29 protein-coding genes are annotated in these 26,534 nt (G+C 64.6%); 9 read left to right on the forward strand and 20 right to left on the reverse strand.

Annotation, left to right across the window (positions count from 1 at the left end):
- Positions 1–108: 108 nt before the first annotated feature.
- Entirely contained in the window at positions 109–984 is an 876-nt protein-coding gene (locus AKN83_RS36050; RefSeq protein ID WP_050401346.1) for an alpha/beta fold hydrolase, read from the reverse strand.
- Positions 985–1,085: 101 nt separating this feature from the next.
- On the opposite strand from AKN83_RS36050, the gene AKN83_RS36055 reads away from it, so the two are divergent.
- Entirely contained in the window at positions 1,086–2,033 is a 948-nt protein-coding gene (locus tag AKN83_RS36055) for a LysR family transcriptional regulator (protein WP_050401301.1), read from the forward strand.
- Between the two features lie 35 nt (positions 2,034–2,068).
- Here the strand turns inward: AKN83_RS36055 and AKN83_RS36060 are convergent, their stop codons facing one another.
- Positions 2,069–3,760, reverse strand: coding sequence for a sensor domain-containing diguanylate cyclase (locus AKN83_RS36060; RefSeq protein WP_050401302.1), 1,692 nt, complete (start codon positions 3,758–3,760; stop codon positions 2,069–2,071).
- A gap of 109 nt (positions 3,761–3,869) precedes the next feature.
- Between AKN83_RS36060 and AKN83_RS36065 the strand changes: the two genes are divergently transcribed.
- Positions 3,870–4,589 (forward strand): YggS family pyridoxal phosphate-dependent enzyme, encoded by a 720-nt coding sequence (locus AKN83_RS36065; RefSeq protein WP_050401303.1) that lies wholly within the window; start codon positions 3,870–3,872, stop codon positions 4,587–4,589.
- A 7-nt stretch (positions 4,590–4,596) separates the two neighbouring features.
- Here AKN83_RS36065 and AKN83_RS36070 read toward each other — a convergent pair whose 3' ends face one another.
- Both AKN83_RS36070 and AKN83_RS36075 read right to left on the reverse strand, forming a co-directional pair.
- Complete coding sequence (locus tag AKN83_RS36070) at positions 4,597–5,382, reverse strand: 2-keto-4-pentenoate hydratase (protein WP_050401304.1); 786 nt, start codon at positions 5,380–5,382, stop codon at positions 4,597–4,599.
- Between the two features lie 102 nt (positions 5,383–5,484).
- Positions 5,485–6,024, reverse strand: a complete 540-nt coding sequence (locus tag AKN83_RS36075) for a L,D-transpeptidase family protein (RefSeq protein WP_050401305.1) — start codon at positions 6,022–6,024, stop codon at positions 5,485–5,487.
- A 242-nt stretch (positions 6,025–6,266) separates the two neighbouring features.
- Between AKN83_RS36075 and AKN83_RS36080 the strand changes: the two genes are divergently transcribed.
- Positions 6,267–6,953, forward strand: a complete 687-nt coding sequence (locus tag AKN83_RS36080) for a response regulator transcription factor (protein WP_016841446.1) — start codon at positions 6,267–6,269, stop codon at positions 6,951–6,953.
- Positions 6,954–7,010: 57 nt separating this feature from the next.
- The gene (locus AKN83_RS36085) at positions 7,011–7,451 is read left to right on the forward strand and encodes a Crp/Fnr family transcriptional regulator (RefSeq protein ID WP_050401306.1); all 441 of its coding nucleotides are present in this window, start codon (positions 7,011–7,013) and stop codon (positions 7,449–7,451) included.
- Positions 7,452–7,506: 55 nt separating this feature from the next.
- Here the strand turns inward: AKN83_RS36085 and AKN83_RS36090 are convergent, their stop codons facing one another.
- The 4 genes from AKN83_RS36090 to AKN83_RS36105 all read right to left on the reverse strand — a co-directional run bounded on the left by AKN83_RS36090 (position 7,507) and on the right by AKN83_RS36105 (position 13,040).
- The gene (locus tag AKN83_RS36090) at positions 7,507–8,322 is read right to left on the reverse strand and encodes an exodeoxyribonuclease III (protein WP_050401307.1); all 816 of its coding nucleotides are present in this window, start codon (positions 8,320–8,322) and stop codon (positions 7,507–7,509) included.
- Between the two features lie 84 nt (positions 8,323–8,406).
- A complete protein-coding gene (locus AKN83_RS36095) occupies positions 8,407–9,216 on the reverse strand; it encodes an outer membrane lipoprotein carrier protein LolA (protein WP_050401308.1) in 810 nt (269 codons plus the stop codon).
- A gap of 100 nt (positions 9,217–9,316) precedes the next feature.
- Complete coding sequence (locus AKN83_RS36100) at positions 9,317–11,797, reverse strand: DNA translocase FtsK (RefSeq protein WP_063695698.1); 2,481 nt, start codon at positions 11,795–11,797, stop codon at positions 9,317–9,319.
- 16 nt (positions 11,798–11,813) lie between these two features.
- Complete coding sequence (locus AKN83_RS36105) at positions 11,814–13,040, reverse strand: aminotransferase class I/II-fold pyridoxal phosphate-dependent enzyme (RefSeq protein ID WP_050401310.1); 1,227 nt, start codon at positions 13,038–13,040, stop codon at positions 11,814–11,816.
- Between the two features lie 181 nt (positions 13,041–13,221).
- Between AKN83_RS36105 and AKN83_RS36110 the strand changes: the two genes are divergently transcribed.
- Positions 13,222–13,692 carry an NUDIX hydrolase gene (locus tag AKN83_RS36110; RefSeq protein WP_050401311.1) on the forward strand — a complete coding sequence of 157 codons (471 nt, stop codon included), beginning with the start codon at positions 13,222–13,224 and terminating at the stop codon, positions 13,690–13,692.
- A 144-nt stretch (positions 13,693–13,836) separates the two neighbouring features.
- Positions 13,837–14,610 carry a GGDEF domain-containing protein gene (locus AKN83_RS36115; protein WP_050401312.1) on the forward strand — a complete coding sequence of 258 codons (774 nt, stop codon included), beginning with the start codon at positions 13,837–13,839 and terminating at the stop codon, positions 14,608–14,610.
- 216 nt (positions 14,611–14,826) lie between these two features.
- Here the strand turns inward: AKN83_RS36115 and AKN83_RS36120 are convergent, their stop codons facing one another.
- The 8 genes from AKN83_RS36120 to AKN83_RS36155 form a co-directional block, all read right to left on the reverse strand.
- On the reverse strand, positions 14,827–15,231 hold the full coding sequence (locus tag AKN83_RS36120) for a GFA family protein (protein ID WP_050401313.1): 405 nt from the start codon (positions 15,229–15,231) through the stop codon (positions 14,827–14,829).
- Between the two features lie 201 nt (positions 15,232–15,432).
- The gene (locus AKN83_RS36125) at positions 15,433–16,881 is read right to left on the reverse strand and encodes an ammonium transporter (protein ID WP_050401314.1); all 1,449 of its coding nucleotides are present in this window, start codon (positions 16,879–16,881) and stop codon (positions 15,433–15,435) included.
- 40 nt (positions 16,882–16,921) lie between these two features.
- Positions 16,922–17,260 (reverse strand): P-II family nitrogen regulator, encoded by a 339-nt coding sequence (locus AKN83_RS36130; RefSeq protein ID WP_029080945.1) that lies wholly within the window; start codon positions 17,258–17,260, stop codon positions 16,922–16,924.
- Positions 17,261–17,576: 316 nt separating this feature from the next.
- Positions 17,577–18,179, reverse strand: coding sequence for an ATP-dependent Clp protease proteolytic subunit (locus tag AKN83_RS36135; RefSeq protein ID WP_050401315.1), 603 nt, complete (start codon positions 18,177–18,179; stop codon positions 17,577–17,579).
- 53 nt (positions 18,180–18,232) lie between these two features.
- Entirely contained in the window at positions 18,233–18,586 is a 354-nt protein-coding gene (locus tag AKN83_RS36140) for an SRPBCC family protein (protein ID WP_050401316.1), read from the reverse strand.
- Complete coding sequence (locus tag AKN83_RS36145) at positions 18,583–18,897, reverse strand: ArsR/SmtB family transcription factor (protein ID WP_016841428.1); 315 nt, start codon at positions 18,895–18,897, stop codon at positions 18,583–18,585. The genes AKN83_RS36140 and AKN83_RS36145 overlap by 4 nt, the downstream gene beginning before the upstream one ends.
- A 148-nt stretch (positions 18,898–19,045) precedes the next feature.
- Complete coding sequence (locus AKN83_RS36150) at positions 19,046–20,362, reverse strand: ammonium transporter (protein ID WP_050401347.1); 1,317 nt, start codon at positions 20,360–20,362, stop codon at positions 19,046–19,048.
- A 142-nt stretch (positions 20,363–20,504) separates the two neighbouring features.
- On the reverse strand, positions 20,505–20,843 hold the full coding sequence (locus AKN83_RS36155; RefSeq protein ID WP_050401317.1) for a P-II family nitrogen regulator: 339 nt from the start codon (positions 20,841–20,843) through the stop codon (positions 20,505–20,507).
- 305 nt (positions 20,844–21,148) lie between these two features.
- Between AKN83_RS36155 and AKN83_RS36160 the strand changes: the two genes are divergently transcribed.
- On the forward strand, positions 21,149–22,045 hold the full coding sequence (locus tag AKN83_RS36160; protein ID WP_050401318.1) for a GYF domain-containing protein: 897 nt from the start codon (positions 21,149–21,151) through the stop codon (positions 22,043–22,045).
- Positions 22,046–22,048: 3 nt separating this feature from the next.
- On the opposite strand, the gene tesB is transcribed toward AKN83_RS36160, so the two are convergent.
- On the reverse strand, positions 22,049–22,912 hold the full coding sequence (gene tesB, locus AKN83_RS36165; protein ID WP_050401319.1) for an acyl-CoA thioesterase II: 864 nt from the start codon (positions 22,910–22,912) through the stop codon (positions 22,049–22,051).
- Positions 22,913–23,126: 214 nt separating this feature from the next.
- On the opposite strand from tesB, the gene AKN83_RS36170 reads away from it, so the two are divergent.
- Entirely contained in the window at positions 23,127–24,347 is a 1,221-nt protein-coding gene (locus AKN83_RS36170; protein ID WP_050401320.1) for a ubiquinone biosynthesis hydroxylase, read from the forward strand.
- 28 nt (positions 24,348–24,375) lie between these two features.
- Here AKN83_RS36170 and AKN83_RS36175 read toward each other — a convergent pair whose 3' ends face one another.
- The 3 genes from AKN83_RS36175 to AKN83_RS36185 are packed head-to-tail and all read right to left on the reverse strand — an operon-like array spanning position 24,376 to position 26,067.
- On the reverse strand, positions 24,376–25,287 hold the full coding sequence (locus tag AKN83_RS36175; RefSeq protein ID WP_050401321.1) for an alpha/beta hydrolase family protein: 912 nt from the start codon (positions 25,285–25,287) through the stop codon (positions 24,376–24,378).
- Entirely contained in the window at positions 25,287–25,484 is a 198-nt protein-coding gene (locus AKN83_RS36180) for a Trm112 family protein (protein WP_018269337.1), read from the reverse strand. Before AKN83_RS36180 ends, AKN83_RS36175 begins: the two co-directional genes overlap by 1 nt.
- 46 nt (positions 25,485–25,530) lie before the next feature.
- Positions 25,531–26,067 (reverse strand): TetR/AcrR family transcriptional regulator, encoded by a 537-nt coding sequence (locus tag AKN83_RS36185; RefSeq protein ID WP_050401322.1) that lies wholly within the window; start codon positions 26,065–26,067, stop codon positions 25,531–25,533.
- Positions 26,068–26,172: 105 nt separating this feature from the next.
- Here AKN83_RS36185 and AKN83_RS36190 point away from each other — a divergent pair, with 105 nt between their 5' ends.
- A complete protein-coding gene (locus AKN83_RS36190) occupies positions 26,173–26,523 on the forward strand; it encodes a hypothetical protein (RefSeq protein ID WP_050401323.1) in 351 nt (116 codons plus the stop codon).
- Positions 26,524–26,534: the final 11 nt, after the last annotated feature.

Consider the following 26,534-nt stretch of genomic DNA (forward strand, 5'->3'; position numbering starts at 1 on the left):
CTCGTTGGGAGAACATAGGCGAACGTTGCCTTGTCGGTTCAATCGATTTGCCGTGAGTACAGCAGACCGGCGCGTCGAACTTCAGCTCAACGCGCAGCCGCTGGCGGCTCATCGGAAGGCGGCACGAACCTCATCGATGGCCCGCGTTGGGTCTTGCAAATGGGGAAAATGGCCAATGCCGGGAAGAAGGGTCAGCTCCGCATGCAGCCTTGCGGCGAACTCCACTCCCATCGCCTTGTTGATGTAGAGATCGTCCTCGCCCCAAACCACTTTCACGGGTGTCTTGAGCCGCGCCAGCTGCGATTCGAAGTGATCCTGGTCTCGCGTAAAGTGCGAGTAATAGTGGGAGAACGCGTCCGCGGTCGTCATCGCTCCATGGGTCCATGCCCGGGACATGTCGTCCTTGAATTCACGCGCGACCTCAAAATGCGCTTCCTTGGGCAAACCTCGCGTGAAGGTGTTTTCCAGGATCTCGTCGCGATTGCTGTTCAGGGCGGCGCGGACCTGGTCCATCGCAGGCCCGGCCTTCAGGGCCTGCAGGCTCGCATACATGAACTGGGGCCGGTTGAACGGGGCGAAATCGCCCACGATGATCGTCCTTGCGATATCGGGTTTTTCCACGGCCAACAGAAGCGCCGGCAGCGCTCCGATATCGGTTGCGTAGATTGCGAGCTTCGATGTGTCGATGCCCGCCTTACCGATGTATCGATCGAGAACACGCGCGTAGTCCTTTGGCGCATAGGAAAACCTGTCGGCCGTTGGCCTCGCTGACAGGCCGTAACCTGGCCAGTCGAAAGCGTGGACCTCGTAGTCGTCAGCCAAAGCCTCGGCGATATCCTTCCAGGCATACAGCGTTTCCGGAAACCCATGCAGGAGGAGAACGGCCCCCTTCGGCTTCGCGTTGCGCAGAACCATGCGTCTGAGCGTGATATCCCCGTCGATCTCGAAGAAGTCGATCGCGTCGTCGTTAGCTGGCTGTGACATGATGCAAATCCTTCGCTGCTTGGCGGTGATGGATAAGCCCTTCCGAAATTGATCGGTATCTGGCAATATCGAGAAACATTCTTCCAAAAACTGGAAGCAACATGGATCGCTTCGAAGGAATGTCGATCGTCCTGGCAGTGGCCGAAGCCGGAAGCCTGACTGCTGCGGCCCGTCGCCGGAAAATGCCGCTGGCGACTGTGAGCCGCAAGGTGTCGGAGCTGGAGGCGCATCTTCGCACGAAGCTGTTCAATCGGTCGACGCGCGCATTCGTGCCGACCGACGCGGGGATCTCCTACATTGCCGCAGCAAAGCGAATCCTCGCCGACGTCGCGGAGGCCGAGCGGGCTGTTTCCGGCGAGTACAAAACACCGCGAGGAGAGCTGAGCGTTTCGACGCTGGTCGCGCTCGGGCGCTCATGTCTGCAGCCGATTCTGTCAGAGTTCCTGATGACCTTCCCCGAAGTGGACGTTCATCTCAATCTAGAGGATCGGACGGTCAATCTCTTGGAAGAGCACATTGACGTTGCGCTTCGCGTTGGCGAACTGGCTGACAGCAGCCTGATCGCGGTCCGTGTGGGGCAAATCCACCGCGTGGTTTGCGCCAGCGCGGAATATTTGGAAGCTCGCGGAACGCCCAAATCGCCTGACGACCTCCAGGTGCACGATTGCATCAGCTATCCGCCGATGCAGTCGCCATCCACATGGAGATTCAAACGAGACAGGACCGATTATGTGGTGCCCGTTCGGTCGCGCTTCATTGCGAGCAATCTCGAGTCGGCGTGCGATGCTGCACGCGAAGGCCTCGGAATCACCGAGGCGTTCTCTTATCTCCTCGCCGATTCGATAAGCTCGAGGCAGCTGATTCCGCTTCTGCAGGATTTCCAGCCGCCGCCGCAACCCGTCAACTTCGTGTATTCGCCAAATCGCTTCATGCCGGCCAAATTGCGCGCGTTTCTCGACTTCGCGGTGCCACGTCTAAGGGAGCGCCTCGCCGCACCAAATGGCATGACCCCGACAAGCGACCCCCGTAATCGTGCTTCTCGTGGATAGAATTGCTCAATTCTTCGCCCTGCACGGCGAAACGCTCAACTCGCCAGCGCCATCCCCGCTTCATCCAGCGTCTGCAGGAAGCCGTGCTCGATCACGGCATTCCTGCCGCGGCGCTTGGCGGCGTAGAGGGCGGCGTCGGCGGCTTCGATCAGGTCGCCGGGGCGCTGGGTCTCGTTCGGCTTTGTCGTGGCGACGCCGACGCTGACGGTGACGACGCAATGGCTCGAGGGGGCGTGCGGCACGGCGAGGCCGAGCACCGCAGTGCGGACAGTCTCGCCGATCGCCAGCGCATGCGCGGCATCGGTATTCGGCAGCAACAAGCAGAATTCCTCGCCGCCGTAGCGGCCGGCGAAGCCCATGGTGTCGGCGGCGATGCCCGACAGCGTCTCGCCGATCCGGGTCAGGCAGGCGTCGCCTTCGGGATGGCCGTAGGTGTCGTTGTAGAGCTTGAAGTGATCGACATCGATCATCATCAACGACAGCTCGCACTCATATTGCTGCGCCCGCATCCACTCGAAATCGAGCCGGCTCTGGAAGCCGCGGCGGTTGGCAAGGCCGGACAGAGCATCGATCGAGGCCATCACGGTGAGGCGATCGTTGGAGGCGACGAGCTCGCGCTCGCGCTGGCTGAGCTGCGCCGCCATCGCGTTGAAGGCGCGCGCCAGCGGCACGAATTCCGAGGGCAGCTTGTGTTTGGCGACGCGCGCGGTCCAGTCGCCCTCGCCGAACCGCCGCGCCATGCTGGTCATCAGCTCGATCGGGTGGATCACCAGCCGCTCGGCACCGACGAGAGCACCCAGCAAAACGAAAAGACAGACGAAGCCGAGCTGCAGATAGGCGGTGCGGATCTCGCGGCTGATCGCCGCCGTTACCTTGGCCTCATCCATGCTTACGATGAGGCGGGACTGCGTTCCGGCGATGCGGGCAAAGCTCAGCGTGCGCTGCGCGCCATCGGATGCCGTGAACGACACCGAGCCCGACGGCTCGTCGTAGCTCAGTGCCTTCTCCGCGATCGCCGACATCAGGGGGATGCTGTCGAGCGAGCGGCCGATCAGGCTCGCATGATCGGCGGGGGCTGCGACCACGACGCCGGTCGAGTCGACCAGCACGGCCGACATGCCGGGCTGGCCGCCGAGATTGGCCATGATCTGCGACAGCCAGTCAATGTTGATGCCGGCGACGACGATGGAGTCGAGCTCCGGATTGATCGCGGCCACCGGATAGGCAGCCATCATCATCGGGCGGCCGTTGGTCCTGCCGCGCAGATAGTCGCTGAACACGAAGCCGCGGTTGTCCTGCGCCTTCTTGAAATATTCGCGGTCGCCGAGATTGAGTCCGACCTGGCTGTTGAGCGTCGAACATTGCACCAGGCCGTCCCTGGAGACGAACATGATGCTGCGGATCCATGGCAGGATCGTCGGTAGGCTGGCGCGCAGCACCTCGCAGCTCTGCCCGATGCCGCCGGAGGCGCGGATATAGGCGGCCGATTTCAGCATGGTCTCGACCGAGGAGACCACCTCGCGCTGGGTTTCGGCGGCATGCGCGGTGAGGTTGGCATAGCCTGCCGCGGCCTGCGCGATCTGCGTCGAGCGGAAATTCTCCAGCGTGCGGACGCGATCGAGCATCAAGGGCGCGACCAGCATCACCGCAAGCAACGCGAGCCGGGCACGAATGCCCAGAACCTTCTTGAGTCTGACCCGGTTACGGTTGAAAGTGACGCCCGACATTCTGGTCCCTTGCCCGGGCGCAAGGTAGGGTGAAGGGCTTCAAAAAGCCTTTCCCGAATTTGGTAAAATTCGAGCCAACCCCCCGCGCCTGTCAGAGAACGGCACAAGCATGACACAAAGCCCGACCGCGCCGTTATCGGCTGATTCACCACATGACCCGGCCTCTGGCCTCGCCGCCGTGGAGCGGGAGATCGCCCATGCCTGCAAGGAAGCGCGGCGCGATCGCGCGTCGGTGACCCTGATCGCGGTGTCGAAGACATTCGCAGCCGACGCAATTTTGCCGATTATTCGCGCCGGCCAGCGCGTATTTGGCGAAAACCGCGTGCAGGAGGCCAAGGGCAAGTGGCCGGAATTGATCCAGGCGAACCCCGGACTGCAGCTGCATCTGATCGGACCGTTGCAGTCGAACAAGGCCAAGGAGGCGGTCACGCTGTTCGATGCGATCCATTCAGTCGACCGCGTCAGCATTTGCGAAGCGTTAGCCAAGGAAATCAAAAATCAGGGCAGGCATCCCGAGCTGTTCGTCCAGATCAATACCGGCGAGGAGCCGCAGAAGGCCGGCGTCGCGCCGCAGGATGCGGATACCTTCATCGCAGCATGCCGCGACACCTATGGCCTGCAGATTTCAGGACTGATGTGCATCCCGCCGGTCGACCAGGCCCCGGCACCGCATTTCGCGCTGTGCGCCAAGATCGCCGCGCGCAACGGGCTGAAGAATCTGTCGATGGGCATGAGCGCGGATTTCGCGGTCGCGATCCAGATGGGCGCGACCCATGTGCGGGTCGGCTCGGCGATCTTCGGGACGCGGACGACGTCAGTTGTGCGGTGAGCACGACTTACGCGAACTTCACCGACACTTTCCCGATCGCGCCGAAATCGGCTGCGAACACATCGCCCGCCTGGATCGGCAGCGGCGGATGGCAGGTGCCGGTGGTGACGACCTCTCCTGCCCGTAACGTCAGCCCGAGCGCGCGCAGCTCGTTCGCGCACCAGGCGAGCGCCATACGGGGATCGCCGAGCACGTTCTTGCCGTGACCAATGTAGCGCTCGCCGCGCAGCGTGATGGTCGGGCGCTCCTCGACCAGATCGATCGCCCGCCAGTCGGCCGACGTTGCAGGTCCGAGCACGAACAGATGCGCGCAGGCATTGTCGGCGATCAGTTGCGCCTCGCCGGCGGAGACGAAATCGGCGAAACGTGAGTCCGGGATCTCGATTGCGGGATGCAGCGTGCCGACGGCATCTAGCACTTCCTGCACACTGAATGGTGTCGCGCGCGGCGCGAGATCACGCGCCATGCGGAAGGCGTATTCCGGTTCGCCGACGCGCATCGCGTTGCCCTTCATCGATGCAGTGCCGCCATCTGCGATTAACGTCTCGGCGAGGATGCGCCCGGCCAGCGGGCCTGCGACATTGATATGCTTCTGGCCGGCCGCGCTGGTTGCCGCGATCTTCCAGCCGAACAGTTTTTCGCGCGATGTCTTTTCCAGCTGAGCCTGCACCGCGTAACCCTCGGCACGGTCGCGCGGCCGCATGGCGCCGTCGAGCGCGGCGAGTTTCGTTCCCGCGTGCCAGTGATCGTGCAGGACCTTGGCGGCGGCGGCGATCTGGTTGTTGTCGAGCATGCGATTTCGTCCCTGCGGGAATTTTCTGTGTTGCGCATGATCTCAGCACAAGCGCGTCGTGTCTGTCGCGTGGGAAAACCGATGCTCAGCCATTCCAGAACTTTACCCGATGATGATCTTTGTCTTTGGCGACATCCGCCGCAGCAGCCGCAGCATCGACGCCTTGGTCATCGAGACACAGCCCGCGGTCGGGGCGAAATTCGGGCGCGCCAGATGCAGGAACACGGCGCTGCCGCGGCCGGCGATGCGCGGCGTAGCGTTGTGATCGATCTCCACGATGAAGTCGTAAAGATGATCCTCGCGGGTCAGGCGGTCGCCGCTCTGCTCCCGGTCGAGCCGGATCGGCTGGTTGTAATGCCGGTCGGCCGGATCCTCGCACCAGGCGTCCTCGCGACGGATCGGTCGGGCCGGCAGCAAGGTCACGGGGCGACGGTGCCGGTCGGCGCGCCACCACAGCTGCCTGGGATGGAAGATGCCGCGCGGCGTGCCGCCGTCGCCTTCGCGCTTGTTGGCGAGGATTCCGCCGCGTCCGAGCGCCACCGGAACGGTCCAGCCATCGGCGGTCAGCCAGCCCCGGCGCGGGTCGCCGGCGGCGCCGTGGACCTCGATGGCAGAGAGCGGGCGATCACGTTTCGCTGTCATATAAGTGATTGAAATGGCTGATCTTCCTTTAAGAATCGTTCAAAACTGAACTTGCCTTGGAAGCCCCAAACATTCTATCTCCCGGCATTACAGGACATTCACGCCCTGCCCCGCCGGATTTGAGGTAGACTGCGTTGCCTTGTGAATCGGTAACGATGGCCTACCTGAGCACGTATCTAGCCGACGCTACGGCCAAAAGCGCGCCCCGCTTCTGACCGCCCCGCCCCCGAAGGATTGTACCTATGGCCAATGCCCGCAAGATCTTGATCGTGGATGACGATACCGATCTGCGCGATACGCTGGTCGAGCAGCTGTCCCTGCACGAGGAATTCGAAGCCTCTGCAGTCGACACCGGCGCCAAGGGCGCCACTGCCGCCAAAGCCAATTCTCCCGATCTGGTCCTGATGGACGTTGGCCTGCCCGACACCGACGGCCGCGAAGTGGTCCGCAGCCTGCGCAAGGGCGGCTTCAAGGCCCCGATCATCATGCTGACCGGCCATGACACCGATTCCGACACCATCCTCGGACTGGAAAGCGGCGCCAACGACTACGTGGCGAAGCCCTTCCGCTTCGCAGTGCTGCTGGCCCGGATTCGCGCGCAGCTGCGCCAACACGAGGCCAGCGAGGACGCGGTGTTCTCGGTCGGCCCCTACTCGTTCCGGCCCGGCTCGAAGATGCTCACCGGCGCCAATGCCCGCAAGGTGCGGCTGACCGAGAAGGAAACCGCCATCCTGCGCTTCCTCTACCGCGCCGGCCAGATGCCGGTGTCGCGCGAGACCCTGCTCCAGGAAGTCTGGGGCTACAATTCCGGTGTCACCACCCACACGCTGGAAACCCACATCTACCGCCTGCGCCAGAAGATCGAGAAGGACGCCGCCAACCCGGAAATCCTGGTCACGGAAGCCGGTGGCTACAAGCTGGTGCCGTGATACGCTTCGCGCTCAACGATTCGTGAAATCGAGGCGCACCGCGGTTACCGGCCCTGAATGTCGATCGATGATGACGTAGCCCTGCTCGAGCGGGTTCCGACGATGCGTCTGCTGGGCGACAGCTCCTTGCGCATGCTGGCGATCGGCTCCGAGCAACGTGACTTCAACGCAGGCGAGGTGCTGTTCAAGACCGGTGACACGGCGGACGCCGGCTACGTCGTGCAGCGCGGCACCTTCCGCGTCGAGGAAGGCGGCGCCGAGATCATCGCCGGCCCTGGCGCGCTGATCGGCGAGCTCGCACTGATCGTAGCGATGAAGCGGCCCTCAACGGCGACCGCGCTGGAGCGCGGCTCGGTGATCCGCGTCGCGCGCAGCCTGTTCCAGCGCGTGCTGGAAAGCGACCCGGCCGCCGCCCGCCGTCTGCGCGACGAACTCGCGCTACGCACCAGCCAGCTGGCTAGCGACATCCTGATAGCGGGCGGGAAGCTGAGTACGTAGCTGCCGTCTATTGACCCGTCACCCTGAGGATGACGGTGCTTAAGCTGACGACGGCTTAAACCTCCATCACCGCCGTGACCGGCACGTGATCCGACGGCCGCTCCCAGCTGCGGGCGTCGCGGGTGATCTTGAAGTCGCTGACCTGATCCTTCAGCGCGCGCGAGACCCAGATGTGATCGAGCCGGCGGCCGCGGTCGCCGACGGTCCAGTCCGCGGCGCGATAGCTCCACCAGGTGTAGACTTTCTCCGACATCGGAATCCGCTCGCGCGCGATGTCGAACCATTCGCCATGCGCCTGCGCTGCGAGCAGCTTCTCGGTCTCGACCGGCGTGTGCGAGACCACCTTCAGCAGCTGCTTATGCGACCACACGTCGTTCTCGTGCGGCGCGACGTTGAGGTCGCCGACCAGGATGTGGCGGTCGTCGCCGCGCGGGTGCAGCGGCTCGCAACTCTTCATCTCGTCGAGGAATTGCAGCTTGTGCTCGAACTTCGGATTGAGCGCGGGATCGGGAATGTCGCCGCCGGCCGGCACGTAGAAATTATGCAGCACCAGCGGCTTTGAAAGCTGCGCCTTCTCACCGAAGGATACTGATATGTGCCGCGAGTCGATCTTGTCGCAGAACGTCCGGATGTCCGTGGTCTCGAACGGCAGGCGCGAGACGATGGCGACGCCGTGATAGCCCTTCTGGCCGTTCAGCGCGACGTGCTCGTAGCCGAGCCGCTTGAAGCGCTTCAGCGGAAACGCATCGTCGATGCATTTGGTCTCCTGCAGGCACAGCACATCCGGGCGCGCGCTCTTCAGGAATTTGGCGACGATGTCGATGCGCAGGCGCACCGAATTGATGTTCCAGGTGGTGACGGAGAACCGCATGAGAGGTGCGTCTTAGCACGGTTCGCGGTGCGGGTTGGCGCCTTGTCCACAAGCAAGCGCTCTACCCATCCCTGCGCAAGACGGCTATCCCGGCGATGAGCCCGGATAGGTCGTGAAGTCGATCTTGAACAGTCCGGGATCCGGCTTCTGCGTCGCGTCGAGATTGTAGACCGCAACCGTCGTGTCGTAGCCCTGTGGGTCGGTGACGGTCCACTGCTTGAGCTTGCCGTCCTTGGCGCCGATCATCAGCAGGAAGCGGCTGGTGCCGACCAGCGCCTGCTTCTCCTCGATCGTGATGCTGACGAACACGTCGTCGGCGGTGACGCTGACGACGTTGGTGTCCTTCATCAGGTCGATGCGGTCCGACAGCAGATAGCGCAGCGGGGTCTGCGACAACGGATAGATGTCCTGGGTGGCGAGCCTGCGGTCGCGCACCGCGACCGACGAGCCGTCGGCGATCACCTCGATGGTGCTCGGATTGTCATATTCGAAGCGCAGCTTGCCGGGCTTCTGGATGTAGAAATCGCCCTTGGTCTTGGTGCCGTCTGGGCCGACCTGGACGAAATTCCCGACCAGCGTCTGCAGCGACGACAGATAGGCCGAGACCTTGGCGGCCTGCGCCTTCTGATTGGCGTCGAAGGTCTGGAAGATGTTGGCTGGCACGTTGCGGCGCGGATCGGGAATCACCGGGTCCGGCGGTGCCTGGGTGGCGCCCGTGGTCGTCGGGCCCTTGTCCGCATTGCTCTGCGCGCCGGCGTCCCTGGCCTTCGGCGCTGCCTTGGGTGCGGGTTTCGGCGCAGGCGCATTTTGCGCAGTCGCGCCGCCGGCGATCGCGGCGGTGACGAGAAGAGCCAGCGCAGTGCGCGCGCCGCGGTCAATGAGATGTTTTGCCATCAGATATGTCAGGTCTCTGTTCGACGCTCGTCCCGCTGCGCCGGATTTTATCCCGCCTCTTCCGAGGGAGATATGGTTTTTCCGTGATGATCGCCCCCGGTCAGAACTGGCCTTCTTCCTCCCCGACCAGGATTTCGCGCTTTCCGGCGTGATTCGCTGGGCCCACGATGCCCTCGAGTTCCATCCGCTCCATCAGCGAGGCGGCGCGGTTATAGCCGATCTGCAGCCGGCGCTGGATATAGGAGGTCGACGCCTTGCGGTCGCGCTTGACGATCGCGACCGCCTGCGTGAACAGATCGCCGCCGCCGTCGCCACCCATGCCGGTGGCATCGAACACGGCGCCGTCCTCGTCGGTCGGCTCTTCCGCGGTGACGGCTTCGAGGTATTCCGGGGCGCCTTGCGTCTTCAGGTGGCGCACCACCTTCTCGACTTCCTCGTCGGAGGCGAACGGGCCGTGCACGCGGCTGATGCGGCCGCCGCCCGCCATGTAGAGCATGTCGCCCTGGCCGAGCAGCTGCTCGGCGCCCATCTCGCCGAGGATGGTGCGGCTGTCGATCTTCGACGTCACCTGGAAGGCGATGCGGGTCGGGAAGTTGGCCTTGATCGTGCCCGTGATGACGTCGACCGACGGACGCTGCGTGGCGAGGATCACATGCAGGCCGGCGGCGCGCGCCATCTGCGCGAGGCGCTGCACCGCGCCTTCGATGTCCTTGCCGGCGACCATCATCAGGTCGGCCATCTCGTCAACGATGATGACGATATAGGGCAGCGGTTCGAGGTCGAGCTTCTCCTCCTCGTAGATCGCCTTGCCGCTCTCCTTGTCGAAGCCGGTGTGCACGGTGCGCGTCAGCTCTTCGCCCTTGGCCTTGGCTTCGACCAGGCGCGCATTGTAGCCGTCGATGTTGCGCACGCCGAGCTTGGCCATCCGCTTGTAGCGCTCTTCCATCTCGCGCACGGCCCATTTCAGCGCGACGACAGCTTTCTTCGGATCGGTGACGACGGGCGTCAGCAAATGCGGGATGCCGTCATAGACCGAGAGTTCGAGCATCTTCGGGTCGACCATGATCAGGCGGCACTGGTCCGGACGCAGCCGGTAGACCAGGCTCAGGATCATGGTGTTGATCGCGACCGATTTGCCGGAGCCGGTGGTGCCGGCGATCAGCATATGCGGCGTGCGCGCGAGGTCGATGATGACGGGATCGCCGCCGATCGTCTTGCCGAGGCACAGCGGCAGCTTCGCAACCGAATCGACGCTTTCCTTGGCGACCAGCAGCTCGCGCAGATAGACCTTCTCGCGATGCGCGTTCGGCAGCTCGATGCCGATCGCATTGCGGCCGGCGACCACGGCGACGCGGGCCGACAGCGCGCTCATCGAGCGGGCGATGTCGTCGGACAATCCGATCACGCGCGACGACTTGATGCCGGGCGCGGGCTCCAGTTCGTACAGCGTGACGACCGGGCCGGGGTTGGCCTTGACGATCTCGCCGCGCACGCCGAAGTCCTGCAGCACGCCCTCCAGCGCACGCGAATTGGTTTCGAGTTCGGCCTTGCTCAGCGGCTGGCGATCGCTCGCCTTCGGCGCACTGAGCACGGAGACCGACGGCAGCTCGAACTTGTCGGAGTTCTTCTTCTTCGGCTTCGGCTCGGCCTTCTTGCGCGGGGCGCGCGCGACCGGAGCTTCCTCCTCGTCGTCCTCTTCTTCCTCGTCGAAAGCCTCGGCCTCGTCTTCGTCCTCGTCGTGATCTTGATGCGCAGGCGCGATCGAGGGCGCCGTGCGGCCGCCGCCGATATTGGGCTCCTGGCGCTCGAACGCAGCGCTGCGGCCTTGCGCTCCGCTCGACACCAGCGATTTGTAGGCGGTCGTGAACAGCCAGCCGAGCCGGGCTTTCGCGCTCATCAGCGCGTGGAACAGCCAGCCGAGCGAGACCGAGCTGCGGTCGTTGTCGTCGTCTTCGACGAACGGCTCGTCGTCGTCAGATATCGGCGTCAGCTCCTCGTCCTGTTCCTTGGCGCCCCAGCCGCAGGCGAACAGGAAGGTCGCGGCCATCGCGACGAACAGGATCAGGCCGAGCACGACGCGATAGAGGAAACCGGGCGGCCCGAACACCACGGCCGGCGTGCGCAGCAGCGCGTCGCCGACCACGCCGCCGAGCCCGGTCGGCAGCGGCCATGACGTATTGTGCGGCCAGCAGCTGGCGAAGCCCGCCGCGATCACGGTGCACAGGATCCAGCAGCCGAGCCGCAGCGCCTCGCGGTCGAACGGACGATGCGTCAGCATCCGCCAGCCCCACACCGCCACCGGCAGCAGCAGCATGATGGCGCCGAGGCCGAGGATCTGCATCAGGAGGTCGGCGCCGATCGCGCCGGGATAGCCGAGCACGTTGCGGATCGCGCGCGAGGTGGCATGACTGAGCGAGGGATCCTGCACCGACCAGGTCATCAGCGCTGCGGTGACCGCGCCCGACAGCGCGATCAGGCCAAGCCCGGTGAGTTCGCGCAGCCGTCGCGCCAGCGCCTCGCGCAGCGAGAGCGGCAGATGGCCGACCAGGGGGATGACACGTTCGATCGCTGGCATACTCAATCTTCGCGCTTCGCGATTAACCCAGGGTTTCGACCAGGCGATGCATCGCCTCGGCCGTCGATTCACTGTCGGAGACCAGCGCAAGGCGGATATAGCCCGCGCCCGGATTGGAACCGTCGCTCTGCGTGCGCGCCAGATAGCTGCCCGGGATCACCCGAACGCCGGCGTCGCGATAGAGCCTGACGGTCGTCTCCTCGTCGCCGCCGCGATCGGAGACGTCGAGCCAGACGCAGAAGCCGCCGGCGGGACGCTTGTAGCCGTAGCGGTTGCCGAGGATCTGGTCGGCGAAATCGAACTTGATGCGATAGAGCCTGCGGTTCTCCTCGACATGCGCCTCATCGCCGTAAGCGGCGACCGCGACATGCTGCAACGGCACCGGCACCTGCGGCGCGGCGACATTGCGCAGCTCGAGGAAGGCGGCGAGAAACTTCCGGTCGCCGGCGGCGAAGCCGACCCGCATGCCTGGCAGGTTCGAGCGCTTAGACAACGACTGGAACGCCACGACATTGCGGAAGTCGGGCCCGGCGCATTCCAGCATGCTGCCCGGCGCCTCGCGCGTGTAGATCTCCGAGTAGCACTCGTCGGACAGGATCATGAAGCCGAACCGGTCGGCGAGCTCCTTCAGCCGCACGAAATAGGCGCGCGAGGCGACCGAACCTTGCGGATTGGCCGGCGAGGCGATGAAGAAGGCGACGGTGCGGGCCCATGTCGCCTCGTCGATCGCATCGAGGTCGGGCAGGAAACCGTTGGCGAGCGTGGTCGGCAGATGGATCTGCTCGCAGCCTGCCGCGCGCGCGCCGGCGCCATAGGCCGGGTAGAATGGATTCGGCATCAGCACCGCCGGCCGTCCCTTGCGCGGGGCGACGTAACGCGCGGCTGTGATCGCGGCAAAGAACAGCCCCTCGCGGCTGCCGTTGAGCACCAGCACCTCGCTCTCGGGATCGACCGGACGCGGCAATTGGAACCGGCTCGATAGCCAGGTCGCGACCGCGCGGCGGAACGGTTCGATGCCCTTGGCCATCGGGTAGCGGCCGAACTCGGCGGTGTGCCTCGCCAGCACCGGTCCGACGAAGTCGGGCACCGAATGCTGCGGTTCGCCGACCGACAGTGTAATCAAGGGCTTAGCCGGCTGGTACGGCGCCAGAAGTTCGGTGGTTCGCACGAATGGGGAGCGCTCGGCCTGGCCGGCGGATGTGGCATCGGCGGCGCCCTGCGTCATGCCGGATGAGGCGGTCATTGCCATGATTGAAAAGCCAGCACTTTCACTGCGGTCGGAGGGGTGGGGGAGCCGACCGTAAACCGATCAAATCACCATAGATAGGGCGAGGTTAAGACGCGATTAACCATCGGCGGCGCGCCGGGATGGGCTGCGGCGTGATAGCAGTGCTCACCCAAGAAAGACCGCATCGAAATTGCTCCGAGACATGATCCACCGCCGCGCCGTCAGGGCGCTCATCATCACCGGCGAACGCGAGGTCCTGCTGATGCGGATCCGCCCGCCAGAGGGGGATCGCTTCTGGATCGCGCCCGGCGGCGGCATCGAGGGCGACGAGACGCCTGAAGCGACGTTGCAGCGGGAGCTGGCCGAGGAACTGGGCCTAGTCGATTTCGAACACGGCCCCGCCGTCTGGCGGCGTCATCACACCTTCGATTGGGACGGCCGGCGGATCTCCCAGAAAGAAGAGTACCGGATCGTCCACGCCGATCGATTTGTGCCTGTGATGGCCGATGTGGCCGAAGCGAGGGTGCTGGATTGCTTCCGCTGGTGGCCAATCGCTGATCTGGCCAGCGCGGAGGAGCGCCTCACCCCGCTGTCGCTCGCCAACATCCTCGAAAGCTATCTGCGCGACGGCGCGCCGAGCGAACTGCCAAATGAGGAAGTCTTGGTCGACTGACAGAGCTTGCCGGTCATTGCCGCGCATTCGAGTGATCCGCTTTACCCGCCATTAAGGCCGGCGCGCCGCGTCACGAGTTCCTTCAGCAATTCGCAACACAGCACGCCGAATGATCCCGCGTATTGCGAGGGTCTGCAGACGGACATGACCATCAGGATCGAGACCCGCGGCGACGTTCTGCGCCGCACCTGCAAGGTGATGGTGATTGCCGCCGGCATGACTGCGATGATGTCCTTCACCATCGGCATGCTGGTGTTCGGCCGCGATCTGTCCGCGCCGATCACGGTCGGCCAGATGCAGCTGTTCGGGCTCACCGCCGGCGTGTTCATCTCGATCGCGCTCAGCGGCGCGATGTCCTATCGCGCCGGCCTGTTGATGCTGGAGCTCGCGCAGACCCGGCGCGAGCTGGCGCAGATCTCGCAGACCGACCAGCTGACCGGCCTGTTGAACCGTCGTGGCTTCGACACCGAGGCCGCCGCCGCACTCGACCAGGCGCAGGCGAATGGCGCGGCGGTCGCGGTCCTGATGTGCGACATCGATCATTTCAAGTCGATCAACGACCGCTACGGACATGAGATCGGCGACAGGGTGCTGGTCGAGATCGCCGACGTGCTGCGCCAGTTCGCGAACCGGCACGGCGCGCTGGTCGCCCGCTACGGCGGCGAGGAATTTGCAGCCGTCGTGACCGGCCTGACCCACGAGCAGGTCGCGCACGGTGCCGAGGAGATCCGCCGCGACTGCGCAGGCCGCACCATCCTCGATGGCGTGACCCTTCTGCCGGTGACCATCAGCATCGGCTTCACCTTGAAGGACTCCGGCTTCGACCTCGGCAATCTGATGCGAACCGCCGACCAGGCGCTCTATGCCGCCAAGCGCCACGGCCGCGATCGCGTCGAGCACGCCCGCGACGCGGCGTGAGCTTTGCTCGTCACAGCTAAGCGGGTGAGGATCCGGTCTCTCCACGAGTAGCGATGCGCGCGGCGCCCCCATCCGGACCTTCCCCCTTTCAGGGGGAAGGAGAAGAGGACCGTAGCCCGGACGAAGCGCAGCGAAATCCGGGGCGGTCTTCCCTGCGGCGATACCGTTCCGGATTGCGCTTTGCTGAATCCGGGCTACGCATGCGACGTGTGACGACTACCGCGCCGGCAGCTTCTCGAACGACGGCTTGCCGTCGGGTACGTGGTGGAAGGTCTGCTTGTCGCAGGTGTAGATCGTCATCTGCGGGGTGAATACGCTGGGATCGTCGAATGTGCCGACCTTCAGGATCGTGGCGGGCAGGCCGGGCACCTTGGTCACGAGATGGGTGCCGCATTCCGGGCAGAATTCGCGCGTCACGGCGCGCTCGAGGTCCTTCCGGGTGAACTGCTTGGGCTCGCTGGCGGTGTATTTGAAGCCGGTGGTCGGCATCGCCATGAACATGTTCGGTCCGCCACCGGTGATGTACTGGCATTCGCGGCACAGGCATTGCGCCGCCATCATCGGTTCGCCTTCGGCCTCATAGCGCACGTTGCCGCAATAGCACCTGCCTTGCACCTTCATGACGTCCTCCCTTTCTTGTTATTGGTAGCCTGTCGTTTCACAATGACGGCCAATTCCGACATTATTTTCTCAAGCCGCGGAAAAAGAAAGGGGCTCCAACTTGCGCTGGAGCCCCTCAACGGTCCGGACATTGCCGGGTATGTGCCCGGACCGTAGTTCTGGGAACGACCGCTTGGGGAGGTCGCGCCCCGGGAGAACCTCTTACATGTTGTAGGCGCGCTCCGTGTGTTCGGTGATGTCGAGGCCTTCACGTTCGGTCTCGACGTTGGCACGCAGGCCGACGATCACGTCCACGATCTTGTAGAGGATCGCCGAACCGATGCCCGACCACACCAGCGTGGTGGCGACGCCCCAGCACTGTGAGATCATCTGCGCCGCGAAGTCGTAGTCGGCAACCTTCGGCGGGATCGCGGTGTAGTCGATGATCCCCGCACCGCCGAGCGCCGGGTTGACCAGGATGCCGGTGCCCAGCGCGCCGATGATGCCGCCGACGCAGTGGACGCCGAACACGTCGAGCGAGTCGTCATAGCCGAGCGCGTTCTTCACGACCGTGCAGAAGAACAGGCAGACCACGCCGACCACGAGGCCGAGGACGATGGCGCCCATCGGACCGGCATAACCGGCCGCCGGCGTCACCGCGACGAGGCCCGCGACCGCGCCCGAGAGCGCGCCGAGCAGCGAGGGATGGCCCTTGATGATCCATTCCGCGAACATCCAGGCCAGCGCCGCCGCAGCCGTGGCCACGAAGGAGTTGGTCATGGCGAGCGCAGCGCCGCCATTGGCTTCGAGGTTGGAGCCGGCGTTGAAGCCGAACCAGCCGACCCAGAGCAGCGAAGCGCCGATCATGGTCATGGTCAGCGAGTGCGGAGCCATCAGCTCCTTGCCGTAGCCGGTGCGCTTGCCGATCAGGAGCGCGCCGACGAGGCCGGCGATGCCGGCGTTGATGTGCACGACGGTGCCGCCGGCGAAGTCGATCGCACCCTTCTTGAAGATCCAGCCCGCATCGGCATTGACCGCGTCGAGGGCGGCCTGCGCCTTCGTCTTGGCATCGCCGTCAGCCGCGGCGGCAAGCGCCTTGGCGGCATCCTGGATCGCGTCCGGGCCCGGCCAGTACCAGACCATGTGCGCGATCGGGAAGTAGATCACGGTGACCCAGATCGGGATGAACAGCGCGATCGCCGAGAACTTCATACGCTCGGCAAAGGCGCCGACGATGAGGGCCGGCGTGATCGCCGCGAAGGTCATCTGGAAGCACATATAGACGAGCTCCGAGATGTTGGCGTCGACCGAGAAGGTCGCGGCCTTGGAGTCCGGCGTGACGCCCATCAGGAAGGCCTTGGAGAAGCCGCCGATGAAGTCGGAGCCGCCGGTGAAGGCGAGGCTGTAGCCGTAGAGGGCCCAGAGCACGGTGACGATGCAGACGGTGTAGAACACCTGTGCCAGCACCGAGAGCATGTTCTTGGAACGAACGAGACCGCCATAGAATAGCGCGAGGCCCGGGATGGTCATCAACAGCACCAGCACCGTCGATGTCAGCATCCAGGCGTTGTCGCCCTTGTTGACGGTTGGCTCGGCGTAGGCGGCGGTTGCGGCGAACAGGCCGACTGCGAGGGCCGCCAGTCCCGCGCCATAGGGACGCTTGAACGTCATGTTATTTCACTCCTGAGGTCTTAAAGGTTTGAGCGCGAAATCAGAGGGCCGCAGCATCGGCCTCGCCGGTGCGGATGCGTACGGCGTGCTCGAGGCTGATGACGAAGATCTTGCCGTCGCCGATCTGTCCGGTCTTGGCGGCGGAGGTGATGGCGTCGATGGTCTTGTCGACCTGATCGGAGGCGACTGCGACCTCGATCTTGATCTTGGGCAGGAAGCTCACCGCATATTCGGCGCCCCGATAGATTTCCGTGTGGCCCTTCTGACGGCCGTACCCCTTGACTTCCGTCACCGTGAGACCGTGAACGCCAATGGCGGTCAGGGCGTCACGGACCTCTTCCAGTTTGAATGGCTTAATGATCGCCATAACAATTTTCATGAGTCCTATCCCCGCTTGGGCCCGGTGCGAACGAACACCGGGAGTTTCGACTGAGGTTCACCACGCGGAGGACATCCACTACGCGGGCACAGCCGGGACCCTTAGAATCAAATGCCGTGCCAAACGGCTCCGGTTCGCTAATGGATTATGAATCCGGACCTTTTCCCGCATTGCGGGAGCTCGGTGCTGCTGCGCTATTCCGTCGCGCCTAAAATCTAATCAGATTAGCCTAATTCGTGAGCAAGCCAGGGTCCGGACACAATTCTGCTCAGTCACCGTGCAGGCAACGGTATTTGGATAAAGTAATGCCAGGCCATTAGGCGGCGTCGCGGTCCGCAAAAACCTTGTCAATCAATCCCCATTCGAGCGCCTGCTCCGCGGACATGAAGTGATCGCGGTCCAGCGTCCGCTCCACGTCCGCCTCGGTGCGCCGGCAGTGCTGCGCATACAGCCGGATGATGCGCCGTTTGGTCGCCTGCATCTCGGCGGCATGGATCTGGATGTCGGAGGCCTGGCCCTGGAAGCCGCCGAGCGGCTGATGCACGTGGAGGCTGGCATTCGGAAGCGCGGCGCGGTGACCGGGCTCGCCGGCCATCAGCAGGAACGATCCCATCGACCGCGCCGTGCCCATGCACAGCGTGTGCACTGGCGCCTTGATGAACTGCATCGTGTCGTACATCGCAAGCCCGCTGGTGACCACGCCGCCATAGGAGTTGATGTAGAGGTTGATCGGCTTGTTCGGGTTGTCGGCCTCGAGGAACAGCAGCTGGGCGCAGACCAGCCCGGACATCGCATCATTGACCTCGCCGTTCAGGAAGATAATGCGCTCGCGCAGCAGTCTGGAATAGATGTCGAAGGAGCGTTCGCCGCGCGACGACTGTTCGACGACCATCGGGACGAGTTGCATCATGTCGCGCATCGGCGACCTCCCTTTTCAGCAGGTGGTGAAGTCTCAGCGAGTGAAGTGCGGGATCAGGCCGCGCGCATCAGCGTGCGGCTGTTGCTGTTGGCCGCTCGCGGCTGCCTGACTCGCTGGTCGCAGGCGTGCTGGATGATGCGAAACCGGGTGCCACCGGCCTCGTTCGGCTCGATCCGGAAGGTGACGTGGCTCTCGCGAAACGGCGGCTCGGCATCGCGCAGCCGGTAACGCACCTCTTCACCCGTGATCGATGATAGAGGTTCAGCGCCGGCGAGATCGCAGTCCGGCAGCCAGCGCTCGCGCAGGGCTGGGATGGTGACGGCGCGCCATACCTTCTCGGGCGGTGCGTCGAGCTCGTATTCGATCACCAGAGCTGCGTCCGCGTCAGGCTCAACCGTGTTGCTCATTGATCCATGTCCTTCAGGAGGTCGGAGAGCGCCTCGATGCGCTTCGGCCAATAGGCGCGATAGCGGGCGAGCCAGGTCCCGATGCTGGCGATCCCGTCCGGGTCGACTTCATAGTTGACGAAGCGGCCCTGCCGCTGCTCGCGCACCAGTCCGGCCGCGCGCAGCACTGCCAGATGCTGCGACATCGCCGGCTGGCTGATCTCGAGTCCGTCGCGCAAGGCGCTGGCGTTCAGGCTGCCGCCGGCCAGCTTCTCAAACACCTTGCGGCGGGTCGGATCGGCCAGTGCCTTGAAGATATCGGTATCGACCATGCCAACACATAAGCACATGCTTATGTGTCGCGCAAGCCTGAACCGTCACGTGAAGCGTGAGTTTCGCGGCGCCCGGGTACTGTGCATGGGGTTGTTTTACGAATTTGTCCCGGCAGCGCCCATCTCGTCCGCGATACGAGCTCGGCTGCTACTGGAGCGCTTCACCGTGCTGCGAGATGTCGAGACCCTCCAGCTCCTGCTGCATCGAGACGCGCAGCGGGACGAAGGCGCTGACCAGCTTGAGCAGCACGAAGGTGATGCCGCCGCACCAGACCAGCGTGACGACGACGCCGTAGAGCTGGATCAGGAGCTGCCCCGGATTTCCCTCGAGCAGGCCCGACGTGCCGCCGATCGCGGCGGTGGCGAAAATACCCGCGAGCAGCGTGCCGGTCAGGCCGCCGATGCCGTGTACGCCGAACACGTCGAGCGAGTCGTCGTACTGGAAGCGATGCTTCAGCCAGGTGCAGGCCCAGAAGCAGACCAGGCCGGCGATGATGCCGATGATGATGCCGTGCCACGGCGCGACGAACCCGGATGCCGGAGTGATGGTGCCGAGCCCGGCGACGGCGCCCGAGATCATGCCGAGCACCGAGGGCTTGCGGCGCGTCGCCCATTCGATGGCGCCCCAGGTCAGCGCGCCGGCGCAGGCCGCCAGGTGCGTTGCGGTGATCGCCATCACCGCGCGCGAATTGGCCGCCAGCGCCGAGCCGCCGTTGAAGCCAAACCAGCCGACCCAGAGCAGGCCGGTGCCGACCACCGCGAGCGACAGGTCGAACGGCGACAGATTGTCATGGCCATAGCCATGCCGGTTGCCCATCACCTTGGCCGCGACCAGGCCGCTGATGCCGGCGGACAGATGCACGACGAGGCCGCCGGCGAAATCCATCACGCCCATCGAGGCGAGGAAGCCGCCGCCCCACACCCAATGCGCCAGCGGCACATAGGCGAAGATGAACCAGCCGATCGAGAACAGCACATAGGCGGAGAACCGCATGCGGTCGGCGACCGAGCCGGCAACCAGCGCCACCGTGATGATCGCGAACGTCATCTGGTACAGCATGAACAGCGCTTCCGGGATGGTCTTTGCCGCCGGATTGACGCTGTCCATCGTGATGCCGGCCAGGAACCAGCTGTCGAGCGAGCCGAGCCATGGACCGGTGCCGACGAAGGTCAGCGAATAGCCGAAGATGACCCACAGGATCGAAATGATCGCGACCGCGGCGAGGCTCTGCGCCATCGTCGCCAGCACGTTCTTCTTGCGCACCATGCCGGAGTAGAACAGCGCGAGCCCCGGGATCGTCATCATCAGCACCAGCGCAGTGGCGACGATCATCCAGGCGGTGTCGGCGGGGTTGATGGCGGAGGCGCCGGAGTCTTGCGCCGACGCCGGCGTGCCCCACGAGAGCAGCATTGCAGCGGTGATCGGCGCAGCTGATATCGCTGCACGAAGAGCTCGTGCCCCCATCATCATTCCCCGGCGTGTCGTGGTTTGTTTACGTTGCTTTTGGTGTGTGCCGGCGTCGCTGGCGGCGGTGATCTAGTTTCTTTGTTTGAGCATGGTCTTTTCGGAAAACCGGCGTCCACTTTTCCGGACCATGCTCCGAGACTCAGAGCGCGTCGTTGTCGGTCTCGCCGGTGCGGATGCGCCGGGCGTGATCGATAGGTGTCACGAAGATCTTCCCGTCGCCGATCTGGCCGGTGCGGGCGTGCTCGGTGATGACGCTGACCGCCTTCTCGGCGAGCGCGGTGTCGACGGCGATCTCGATCCTGAGTTTGGGCAGGAAATTCACGACGTATTCGGCGCCGCGATAGATCTCGGTGTGGCCCTTCTGGCGGCCATAGCCCTTCACCTCGGTCACCGTCATGCCGTGGACGCCGATCGCGGTCAGGGCCTGGCGCACCTCATCGAGCTTGAACGGTTTGATGATCGCGACGACGAGTTTCATGGTTCAGGCCTTCATTCCCTTGAGGTTTTCCGTGTGTGCCCGTCCCCGGAGCGGCACTTGCCGTGTCCGAGCCTGCATGTCCCACCGCCAGAGCGGCAGTTTGCCGCCACCAAATCTGGCAGCTTTCTGGGCAAATGGCATAAAAAAGTTGCAGGTTGAAGGGGAAAACGTACGCAGCGCGTGAACTCCGTCACTGTACGGGACGACAACCGCAGGCCAGAATATGGCTTTCCCGCCCCGGCCGGCGCTCCCGCTGGCTCGCTCTCGCCACAGCGCGTGCACCCGCGCCCCGAGGAATCAAGAAAATGTCGAATCGAAACTGGTTTTATGCATCCGAAGGCCAGCAAAAGGGCCCCTTGCCTGAAGCTCAGCTCCGCGACCTGATCACCCGTGGCATGGTGGGCGCCGATACCCTGGTGTGGACCGAGGGCATGGCCGGCTGGCAGAAGGCCGGGGAGATTCCGGGCCTCGTGCCGAGCGCCGCCGCCGCACCGCCGGCATTCCCGCAGGCCGGCGGACCGCCGACGGTCGCGGCATCTGGCAGCTATAGCGGCGGTGCGCTGTCGGTTGATTTCGGAATCTGGGACTTCATCTGGCGCAGCCTAGCGTTCGTAATCGCGTCCTGCTTCGTCATCCCGCTGCCTTGGATGCTGGTCTGGTACCTGAAATGGCTGATCCCTTGCGTCCGGGTGCCGAGTCGGCCGAATCTCAGCTTCGAAGGCTCGGCGATGACAGTCGTTCCCTGGTATTTCGGCGCCGTTATCCTGGTCATCGCGGTGGCGATGACCGGCATCCAGTGGCTCAACAATCTGACGATCGTCGTCCAGATCGCGCTGTACTGGCTCTTCCTCAAATGGCTGATCGCGAATCTCGCGTCGAACGGGCAGCCGCTGCCGCTCAGCTTCTCCGGCTCGTTCTGGGCCTATCTCGGATGGACGCTGCTGACGATGCTCTCGATCATCACGATCATCGGCTGGGCATGGGTTTACGCCGCCTGGACGCGGTGGTTCTGCCGCAACATCCAGGGCACGCGCCACGAAGTCATCTTCAACGGCAGCGGACTGGAATTCCTCTGGCGCGGGCTCGTGACTATCATCGCGGCCTCTTTCCTCATCCCGATTCCGTGGGCGTATCGCTGGATGATGCGCTGGCTGGCATCACAGACCGTCCTGGTTGAGCGCGCTTCGAAGCCAGGCGCGTGAGTCTTACGCCTGGCGTTCGCGCACCGAGCCTTCTTGTGCGACGGACGCCACCAGCGTGCCGTCGGGCTTGAAGATCTGGCCGCGGGTCAGGCCGCGGCCAGACTGCGCGCTCGGCGAATCCTGCGCGTAGAGCAGCCATTCGTCGGCGCGGAACGGGCGGTGAAACCACATCGCGTGATCGAGGCTCGCCGGCATCATGCGCCGGTCGAACAGCGTGCGGCCGTAGCGCGCCATCACGGCATCGAGCAGCGAGAAGTCCGACGCATAGGCCAGCGCGCACAGATGCAGCGCCGGATCGTCAGGCAGTTTCGCCGCGGTGCGGATCCAGACATGGATGCGGCCATCGTCGATCTGCTGGCCGAAATAGCGGCCGAGCTCGACCGGGCGCAGCTCGATCGGCCGGTCGCTCTCATAGTAGCGGCGGATGAACTCCGGCATTTCCTTGAACATCGGCTGCTTCGAGACTTCCTCCGCGGTCAGCTTCTCCGGCGGCGGCACGTCGGGCATCTTCTCCTGATGATTGAAGTTGCTCTCCTCCTCGGCGTGGAACGAGACCATGATGGAGAAGATCGCGTTGCCGTGCTGGATCGCGGTGACGCGGCGGGTGGTGTAGCTCTTGCCGTCGCGCAGCCGCTCGACCTGGTAGATGATCGGAATTTGCGGATCGCCCGGCAGGATGAAATAGCAATGGATCGAGTGCGGCAGCCGGCCCTCGACGGTGCGGCAGGCCGCGACCATCGCCTGGCCGATCACCTGGCCGCCGAACACCCGCTGCCAGCTCGTCTTCGGGCTGTTGCCGCGGAACAAATTCACCTCGAGTTGCTCGAGATCGAGGATGGACAACAGGTCGATCAGGCTCTTGGACATGGGCGCTCTCTTTCGTCATTCCGGGGCTCGCGAAGCGAGAGCCCGGAATCCATTCATCCACGGAACATGCGGCCTGATGGATTCGGGCTCGTGCTGCGCGCGCCCCGGAATGACGTTCGTTAAGGTCGAGGACCTTGTTTCTGCCCCCTGTTTCGCCCAGCTAATATCAGGTAGCAAGCACAGTCTGACGGCGCGGGGCGCGTAAGGAAAAGGCATGCCGGCACAACGAAGTATCGTGATCTGCGGGGGCGCTTTTGCGGGGCTGGCGCTGGCCGTGGCGTTGCGTCAGGGGCTTGGGCCGGACGTTCCGGTGATCGTGGCGGATCCGGCGCTGAGCCAGCGCCCGAGCCGCGATCCGCGCGCGACCGCGATCGTGGCGGCCTGCCGGCGGCTGTTCGAGACCCTCGGCGTCTGGGGGCAGGTGGCGCCGACCGCGCAGCCGATCACCGACATGGTCGTAACCGATTCGAAGCTGGAGGATGCCACCCGTCCGGTGTTTTTGACCTTCGCCGGCAACGTCGAGCCCGGCGAGCCGTTCGCCCACATGGTCGAGAACCGCTATCTGATCGATGCGCTGGCGACCCGCGCCGAAGCCGAGGGCGTCGAGTTGCGCGCCACCGCGGTGTCGAGCTTCGACGCGCGGCCCGACGGCGTCAGCGTCCGGCTGGCCGACGGCACCGATATCGAAGCGAGCCTCTTGGTCGCCGCCGACGGCGCGCGGTCGAAGCTGCGCGAGCGCGCCGGGATCGCGACCCATGGCTGGGACTACGACCAATCCGGCATCGTGGTCACCGTAGGCCATGAGCGCGAACATCACGGCCGCGCCGAGGAGCATTTCCTGCCTGCCGGCCCGTTCGCAATTTTGCCGTTGACCGGCAACCGCTCGTCGCTGGTGTGGACCGAAACGCGCAAGGATGCCGCGCGCATCACGGCGCTGAGCGAAGAGGAATTCCAATCCGAGCTCGAGCGGCGCTTTGGTTTGCATCTCGGCGAGATCAAGCCGCTCGACAAACCGCGCGCATTCCCGCTCGGCTATTTCGTCGCGCGCTCGTTCATCGCCGAACGCCTGGCGCTGATCGGCGATGCCGCGCATGTGATCCATCCGATCGCAGGACAGGGGCTCAACATGGGCCTGAAGGATGTCGCGGCACTGGCCGAGGTCGTGGTCGATGCGGCACGGCTCGGCATGGATCTCGGACAGGCCGACGTGCTCGAGCGTTATCAGCGCTGGCGGCGCTTCGACACGATGGCGATGGGCGTTGCGACCAACTCGCTGAACTTCCTGTTCTCCAACGAATCGACACTGCTACGCACCGTGCGCGATATCGGTCTCGGCCTCGTCGATCGCGCGCCGCCGCTCAAGAGCATGTTCATCCGCCAGGCCGCAGGATTGTCAGGCGAAGTACCGCGGCTGCTGAAGGGCGAGGCGCTGTAGGGCTACGGCTTCGCCGCGCATCCGCTCACTACTGTGAAATGAAGCCGGCCACCGCGTCGATCAGGTCGGGATCGAGCGGACGCTCCGGCTCATTGTAGCTTGCCACATCGTCCGCCGCGTCGGTGACGTCGACCAGCAGGTGATTCATCTCCGGCAGCCACAATGATGTGGCCGCGATATCGGCGGTGGTCAGCGCGAGGAAGTCGAGCCGCGCGAGCTGATGGTCGCGGCCGCCCGCGACGATCAGCGTCGGCCCGGTGATCTTCTTCATCGGATCGATCGGATCCTCGGTAAAGGCGGATGCAATGGCGGGCTGCATCGCAGGCGCGATCGCCAGTCCCGCCGGAGGCGGATCGACGATCTGCCCGGCCATGATGTCGTCGATGGCCTTTCCGACCGGTGCGAATTTGTCCGGTGGCAGCTGCTTTTCGAGCTGCGCCTTCAACACGACGCCCTGCTTGCGCGCCGCCGTTGCCAGCAGCACCAGCCGGTCGATCGGCGCGCGCTGCGCGGCGAGGATCGCGACCAGGCCGCCCTCACTGTGCCCGATCACCGCAACATGAGCGAACCTGCCGCTGCCGCGCAGATAGTCGATCAGTGCCGCCGCGTCGCTGACATAGTCCTTGAAGCGAAAGTCCTCCGGACGGCCGAACTCCTTCTTCCATTCGCCGGCGCCGCGCTTGTCATAGCGCAGCGTCGCGATGCCGCGTGCGACCAGCTGCTCGGAGAGCTTCTTCAACGTCGCCGGCTTGAGCTGCGGCCCGTTGCCGTCATGGTCGGTCGAGCCGGAGCCGGCGATCAGCAGCGCCACCGGCGGTTTTGCGATGTCGGGCGGCACCGTCAGCACCGCGTCGATGGCGCCGATGCGCAGCGTGCTCTCGTCGGCTGCCGCGCTCGCCACCGAGACGAGCAGCAGCAGCGTTGTGACGAGCGCGCGCATCAATCGATCTTGCGCGCCTCTTCCGGCAGCATGATCGGGATGCCGTCGCGGATCGGATAGGCAAGCTTTGCGGAGCGCGAGATCAGTTCCTGCCGCGCGGCGTCGAACTCCAGCGGTCCCTTGGTGATCGGGCACACCAGGATTTCGAGCAGTTTTGGGTCGGCGGTGCTTTCGAGATGATCAGTCGTCGAATTCATTGCGGTCTCCGTTTGCCCGTCGTCTAGCATATTCCGAGGCGAGCTGTCAGCGCTTGGTCAGGCGCAACAGCTCGTCGATCGCGGCCTGCTGGCGCGGCTTCGGCAGCGTCTGTTCGGACAGCGCGTAGCCGATGAACGCCCAGTAGAAGATCTGCGCCCGGCCGCGCGCGATGTCGGCGGGAAATCCGGCCTGCCGGAGCAGGGTTTCGATATACCCGATGCGGCGCCGGTCGACCTCGAGCACGGCGGCGCGTGCTGCGGCGTCGGTGGTGGCCCAGCTGCGCACCGCGCGTTCCAGCGCCAGCCGCGCCGAGAAGGTCCGGCGCAGCAGCAGCGCCAGCGCGTCGCCGCCTTGCGGAATGGTTTCGAGCTCGGCGATCACCTGCTCGGCGGCGACCTCGCGCCAATGGTCGAGGATCGCGGCGCGGTAGGCGCCGATATCGGCGAAATGCCAGTAGAAGCTGCCGCGCGAGACGCCCATGGCCTTGGCCAGCGGCTCGGCCTTGAGCGCCGTGAAGCCGCGCCGCGCCAGCGTCTTCAGGCCCTGATCGAGCCAGTTCTTGGCTGAGAGCTGTTCCGTCATGGTTCCCCGTCTGCGCCTCAACCATACACAAGTGTATTGACAAGCGCCAGCCGTTGACGTCTTATCCATACAGTACTGTATGGATCACTGTAGGGAGACGTTGCGATGCGTGATCTTCTGCTGCAAGGCGCCGGTGTCATCGCCATCCTGGTCAGCCTGATCCATGGCGTTCTCGGCGAGACCAAGATATTCGCACGCGCCACCGTCGAACCGCCGCGGCTGCGCCTGCTGCTCCGGCTGGTCTATCAGGCGGGCACGGTCGCCTGGATCGGCGGCGGCGTGCTGCTGATTGCAGCGCCGGCGATGGCCTCCGATGCCGCGCGGCACTGGATCGTGGCGACGCTCGCGGTCGTGTTCGGCTGCGCCGCGCTGGCGAACGCGGTTGCGACCCGCTTTCGTCATATCGGCTGGATGGCGATGAGCGCCGTCGTAGCGCTCGCCGCCGCCGGCTACTAGCGAGCGCAACC

The sequence above is a fragment of the Bradyrhizobium embrapense genome (assembly GCF_001189235.2).
GTDB lineage: Bacteria > Pseudomonadota > Alphaproteobacteria > Rhizobiales > Xanthobacteraceae > Bradyrhizobium > Bradyrhizobium embrapense.